Source organism: Microcystis sp. LE19-10.1B (genome assembly GCF_027530565.1).
Lineage (GTDB): Bacteria > Cyanobacteriota > Cyanobacteriia > Cyanobacteriales > Microcystaceae > Microcystis > Microcystis aeruginosa.
Genome location: NZ_JAPZQM010000088.1, coordinates 35,393 through 41,721 on the forward strand (window position 1 = coordinate 35,393; position 6,329 = coordinate 41,721).

Consider the following 6,329-nt stretch of genomic DNA (forward strand, 5'->3'; position numbering starts at 1 on the left):
GGCGTTGTTTAATCAAGATATGAATACTAAAAGTTAGCCTATTACTAGGTTTTAAAAATTGCAAAAGAAGACAATTCATGCTTAAAATCAATCGGCAACGCCAGGAAAAATTCACCCCCGTCTGGGATACGGTTATCTCCTCCCTGGTGTTAGGTTTATACATTCGTGATCCCCGCAGCGGTTTAGCTTTCCCCGACTAAAGGTAATAGCAATTTTGCGGGAAAATTTCCTTGACAAAAAACCTTAATTGTGATAACAGAAAAATCGATCGCCCGACTTGCGTGAGGATAGCTGCCAGTCCCCGCGTTGACGGGATGTGCGGGAAAGCAAGAGGCACTGAGACTCAAGCGCAAGCTATAACCTTGAGGAATAGTGATAAAAGTGGCTTGCAGGGCAATATTTAGGGGCGATTCGGGATTATTTACCCGTTTATAACCCTGAGTGATATTAAAAACTCGACCATCGGGGGTAACTTGAGAAACCACCGCGCAGATATCGAAACTAACCGCGTCTGCTTGACAATAACAATCCAGACGGGGACTACCCAAAATCGTTAAATCTTTCCCTAGGGGGGGAGAAGTGTAGGTAATCACATCACTGCGACAGTCTAGCATGGTGCGGTCGAATATTCCCCCCGGTAGGGCGCTATGACCTCCTAAAGATGGGACCGGTCGCCAAGGATCGTGAACGATGGTATCCTCGATCGCAGGTTCTAACAAAATCGCGCTTAATTTCCCCTCATCCTCGCGCAGATTGGCTAAACCTTGACTAGCAAGATAATAAATTTGCTGATTTTCTCTGGGAAACTTCTCCAGATATCGCCATTGATTAGACCCCATTTGAAATAGATACATAGGAGGATTTTTTAATAACTCCGTTTCCTGACCTTTTAAGAAATAATCAAACCATTGCAGCTGCATTTTATCCACGGGACTAATTGCCTGTTCACCATAATCTATCTCTCCTACTTTTCTCCCCCAGGGTAGATGAGTCCAAGCACCAATAATTAGCTGTTGGGGATAGATAGAACGCGCTTGCATTTCTTGGTATAAACTCAAAGTTCCCCGGAGATGAGGATCGAACCAACCTCCGATATGTAACATCGGTAAATCGATATTTTTTAACAGGTTTTGCGGTGATAAATTTTGCCAATAGTCATCGGGAAGATAACGAGTAATCCAATCGTGATAAAAAGAATCAGCAGCTAAATCTTGCAGAATTTGGGGAGAGGCAGCAATAGGATCAAAAAGGGGTAAATTTCGGGAAGCTACCCAGAGTTTTTGATAGGCAGTTTCGTCCCCTTTTAATCTAGCTGTTTCCGCCGCTAATTGTATTGCCCAAGCGAGATTATATTGTAAATTAAATGCTTCATTTTCATAGCCCCAATCTCGATATAAATTGTGAGCGATCATTGCTGGGCAAATAGTTTTTAAAGCAGCATGACCATTAGTAGCGGCGTATAATTGAGTCATTCCCTGATAGGAAAAACCATACATTCCCACCACACCCGTATTATTAGGAATAGTTAAAACCCATTCAATGGTTTCTAATCCGTCGCTAATTTCATGGGCAAATAAATTAAAATTTCCCGTCGAGTTTCCCCGTCCCCGGACATCCTGAATTACTACAATATAACCCTGACGTGCATACCAGCTAGGATGGGCATAAACCACCGTGGAAGCGATCGTTTTTCCGTAGGGTTGTCGCATTAGTAAAATGGGAAAAGATTCCCTACTATCGGGAAGATAAATATCGGCAGCTAAACTAATGCCATCTTTGGTGATCAAACTAGCCGTTTCTTTTTTTATGGGGTAGGGATTAAACATTATTATCTCTTTCAGATCAAAAATACTGTCGGGTGGCTCAATCGAGAAAACTTGACAAAGACCAGATAAAGCTTAACTAAATGTTACAATAGAGGCGGACTGCCTCAACTGCCTAGGACTGGAGAAAAATCAGCGATGCTACGACTAGAGAGAATTAGTAAGATTTACCCGACGGGAGAAGTGTTAAAAGATGTCACTTGGGAAGTAAAAACTGGCGATCGCATCGGGTTGGTGGGAGTCAATGGGGCCGGAAAATCCACCCAGCTGAAGATTATTATGGGGGAAGTGGAACCCACGGCCGGGGAGATCATCCGTCCTACCAGTCTCCATATCGGCTATCTCACCCAGGAATTTGAAGTGGATCCCCGTCGGACGGTACGGGAGGAATTTTGGACGGTGTTTCAAGAAGCGAATCAAGTCCACCATCAACTAATAGAAATTCCCCAGCGCATGGAAAAAGCTGATCCCGAAGACTTAGATCGCTTAATTCATCAATTGGATCGCCTACAAAGACAATTTGAAGCGTTAGATGGTTACGGATTAGAAGCGCGCATCGAGAAAATTTTACCAGAAATGGGCTTTACTATTGATGACGGCGATCGCTTGGTAAGTTCCTTTAGTGGTGGTTGGCAAATGCGGATGAGTTTAGGTAAAATTCTCCTGCAAACTCCCGATATTTTACTCCTCGATGAACCGACTAACCATTTAGACTTAGAAACCATTGAATGGTTAGAAAAATTCCTCAAGGATTTAACCACTCCCATGGTCATAGTTTCCCACGACCGGGAATTTCTCGATCGTCTCTGTACCAAAATTGTCGAAACTGAAAGGGGAGTTTCTACCACTTATTTAGGTAATTATTCTGCCTACCTACAGCAAAAATACGAACAACAATCTGCTCAGTTAAGTGCCTACGAACGTCAGCAAAAAGAACTAGAAAAACAGCAAGCTTTCGTGGATCGGTTCCGGGCCAGTGCCACCCGCAGTACCCAAGCAAAAAGCCGGGAAAAACAATTAGAAAAGGTAGAAAAAATTGAAGCACCAATTGCCGATGTGCGTACCTTAAAATTCCAGTTTCCTCCAGCAGTGCGTAGTGGTCGGGAAGTGGTAACTATTAAAAATATTGTTCACATTTACGATGATAAAATTCTCTTTTTGGGAGCAAATCTGGAAATAGAAAGGGGCGATCGAGTGGCGTTTTTAGGACCAAATGGTGCAGGAAAATCCACGCTTTTACGTTTAATTGTTGGGTTAGAAGCTCCCACAGAAGGCTCGATCGAAATCGGTAAACACAACGTTATTCCTAGTTATTTTGAGCAGAACCAAGCGGAAGCTTTAGACCTAACTAAAACTGTTTTAGATACCATTCATGATGAAGTTCCCGATTGGAAAGATGTGGAGGTTCGCAGTCTTTTAGGGCGATTTTTATTCAGTGGGGAAACGGTATTAAAAAAAGTAGAATCTTTGAGTGGTGGCGAAAAAGCGCGTCTTGCTTTAGCCAAGATGTTACTTGCTCCCGCTAACTTATTAATTCTCGATGAACCCACTAATCACCTCGATATTCCCGCCAAGGAAATGTTAGAATCGGCTTTAAAAGTTTATGAAGGCACGGTTTTAATTGTTTCCCATGATCGTTATTTTATCTCCCAGGTAGCTAACAAAATTGTCGAGATTCGGGATGGGGAATTAATTGTCTATGCAGGAGATTATCACTATTATCTAGAAAAACTAGACGAAGAAAAACAAAAAGCCGAACAAAAACGCATTGAAGCAGAAAAAGCCGCTAAAGCTGCCGCGAAACGGGCTAAACAAAAGGCCAAAAAAGGTTAGAATGTAAAGTATCACCCTATCCACGATTATCTATTCAATTAATTAATCTTATGGCAGCTATAAAAGTAGGCGATCGAGTTCCCAATTTTTCTCTCCCTTCCCAAACAGGGGCAACGGTTAATGTCAGCGATTTAATCGGTAAAAAATCCCTGGTAATTTATTTCTATCCCAAAGATGACACTCCGGGTTGTACCGCAGAATCCTGCGCTTTCCGCGATAGTTACGAAGTGTTTACCGATGCGGGTGCGGAAGTTATTGGTATTAGTGCCGATAGTCCCCAATCTCATCAACAATTTGCCCAAAAATATAATCTTCCCTTCACCCTTTTAAGTGATAGCGATAACCGAGTCCGTAAATTATTCGGTGTTCCCTCTACCTTATTCGTCCTCCCCGGACGAGTTACCTATATCATTGATCAAGAGGGAATCGTCAGACATATTTTCGATTCTATGTTAGATTTTAAAGCTCACGTTACCGAATCTTTGAACACGATTAAATCTTTTTAGGTTGATGATTATGCAAGAAATTAAAACATCTATCCCATAATTGGGACAGTTCTGACTTAAAAATAAAATTAATGGTGTGTTAATTTTGACTAACACACCCTCAATCTGCTTTAGTTATTGGCAAAAATGACGGCTGGAAACAGAAGGCTAACATAGGCAAAGCTAACACCCAAAAGTTTGTCGTTATTCCTTATAAACGTCTAATTGAAATGTTAACTTATACTAAATCCGTTGTGGTTTCAAGTTACAACATCCTAAGAAAAGCATTGCCAAATCCGTTCAGCTATGGGATAGAGAGGTGCGTAGTTCAGCCAAGGAGAATTAATCTCTCGAAGTAAAGGTGAAGGGAATTTCTCAAATGGAATTCAGTCTGTTTATAATTGACTATACTTTTACTAACTATATAGTAAAGACTTTCAGGGTGTTTTGCTTGACGACTCCAATGGACTTGCTATAGGAACGATAAAAGTTTAACTTTCTTGGCACGATGCTAAATAACAAACTACAACTTCTGTTAACCAGGGTAGGCCCATGGGCTGTTGGCGGCCTGCTCGGCGGTTTGATCGGCTCTCTGGCCGCGGTACTGCTGACTGAGGCAATTAAGCAAACCCTCAGGATTGCCTCTGACCTAGACAAAGTCTGGCTACTGCTGCTGCCTCTGGTGGGCGTTACCTTAGCAGTGCTAGTCCTGTTTGGACTGGGTAGAGGGCAACCCGTGCAGACCTTAGCTCCCCGGGGGGCAACTTCCTCTGGTCGCTGGGGTTCTCTCATGGACTGGTACTCCTTCCCCCATGACATTGCTCGCGCCGACCTGACCGGTGACGTGGTGAACGCATCCGGCACCGAAGAGCGGTTCCCTTGGAATCTAGCCCCCTTGCGCGCCCTGGCCATCCTCTCCACCGTTGGACTGGGTGCGCCCATGGGAACAGAATCACCGGCAGCTCATATTGGCGTGGCGACGGGAACCTGGTTAGGTAGCATAAATCCAGCCCTAGGTCAACTGGTGCGGCCCCTGGCCATCGGTGGCGGTGCGGCCAGTGTTTCTGCCCTGATGGGAATCCCTCTGGTGGGCAGCTTTTTTATGTTTGAGTTGAGTCAGCGACGCCAGGTTCCGATCACCCCGGAGCGGGCAGCGGCGATGTTAGCCGGGGGACTGGTGGGATGGGGAGTCAACGCTGCCTTTAAGCTGCAACTGATCCGGCTGGTCGTGCCGCAGGTTGCCCCGACTGACTTCTGGGATGCGGTGGGTGCCACTTTGTTGATCGGAGTGATCGCCGGCACGATTACAGCCCTCACTGGTGAGGCGATCTACTGGGCCAGAGGCTTGCGGGACAAGCCCGCCACTCGTCTCCTGATCGGTGGCCTGGTGATGCTATTCTTGGCGATCGTGATCGGACAGGTGGCGACCCCCGCAGCGGCTTTTGGACCAGGGGGAGCCGCTATCGTCTGGGCCGAAAACATTAAAACAACTCCTTACCATCTGTTAGCGGTAGCTCTGCTCCGGGCCACGGCCACCACCGCTGCCGTTTTAGCCGGGGGCTGTGGCGGCGTGTTTGTCCCTTTTCTGGCGATCGGCGACCTCAGTGGCCGGGTGTTCGCAACCACCTTTGAGATTTCGGGGGATCTGGCGGGTGCGGCGGGGGCAGCGGCCGGTATTGCTGGCGGCTATCGCCTACCTCTGACCGCCATGGCGATGGTGCTGGGGGTGGGTGGACCGGGGGCAGCCCAGCTAACCTGCCTTGCCACAGTGGTGGTCGCCGCCCTTTCGGGATTGGTGGCCGCACGGGCAGCCAATCAACTCTCCAGTTCCCTGCGCGCAATGTTCCGCTAGAAGCCACCGTCAGGGGATTGACAATCTCCGCACTTTTAGGGCGGAGATTCTTGGGCAACATCTTGCCTCTACTAGCAACCAGCAATTCTCAGTTTTAGACATAGCAAGCCTTTTAGGGATTTAAAGAACATTTTAAAGGGGGATTTTTGGGGCAACTTTGGGTGTACTATCACGTCAAAAGCCTGAAGACTCGTGACTTGACATCCTCGCCGCCGTAAAACGGACGGCGATTCCCAAACCTCACGATTTGGGTTTCTGCTTCTTTCCCGAAGGATTTTTCGCACCTGCCTTAACAGATTTACTCTGTTCTGGTCTTATGGTCGCTCTACAGACTGA

General features: G+C 46.2%; 5 protein-coding genes. 4 read left to right on the forward strand and 1 reads right to left on the reverse strand.

Going from position 1 to position 6,329, the window contains the following annotated elements; all coding sequences use genetic code 11:
- Window positions 1-77: 77 nt before the first annotated feature.
- Window positions 78-200, forward strand: a complete 123-nt coding sequence (locus tag O9332_RS03150) for a hypothetical protein (RefSeq protein ID WP_256377800.1) — start codon at window positions 78-80, stop codon at window positions 198-200.
- Here the strand turns inward: O9332_RS03150 and O9332_RS03155 are convergent.
- Window positions 183-1,826 (reverse strand): CocE/NonD family hydrolase, encoded by a 1,644-nt coding sequence (locus O9332_RS03155; protein ID WP_002760873.1) that lies wholly within the window; start codon window positions 1,824-1,826, stop codon window positions 183-185. The two genes, O9332_RS03150 and O9332_RS03155, sit on opposite strands and share 18 nt — an antisense overlap.
- A 135-nt stretch (window positions 1,827-1,961) precedes the next feature.
- Here O9332_RS03155 and O9332_RS03160 point away from each other — a divergent pair, with 135 nt between their 5' ends.
- The 3 genes from O9332_RS03160 (at window position 1,962) to O9332_RS03170 (ending at window position 5,993) form a co-directional block, all read left to right on the forward strand.
- The gene (locus O9332_RS03160) at window positions 1,962-3,656 is read left to right on the forward strand and encodes an ABC-F family ATP-binding cassette domain-containing protein (protein ID WP_002760874.1); all 1,695 of its coding nucleotides are present in this window, start codon (window positions 1,962-1,964) and stop codon (window positions 3,654-3,656) included.
- A 50-nt stretch (window positions 3,657-3,706) separates the two neighbouring features.
- Window positions 3,707-4,162 carry a peroxiredoxin gene (locus tag O9332_RS03165; protein WP_002760875.1) on the forward strand — a complete coding sequence of 152 codons (456 nt, stop codon included), beginning with the start codon at window positions 3,707-3,709 and terminating at the stop codon, window positions 4,160-4,162.
- Between the two features lie 487 nt (window positions 4,163-4,649).
- Window positions 4,650-5,993, forward strand: coding sequence for a chloride channel protein (locus tag O9332_RS03170; RefSeq protein ID WP_002760876.1), 1,344 nt, complete (start codon window positions 4,650-4,652; stop codon window positions 5,991-5,993).
- The last annotated feature ends 336 nt before the right edge of the window (window positions 5,994-6,329 follow it).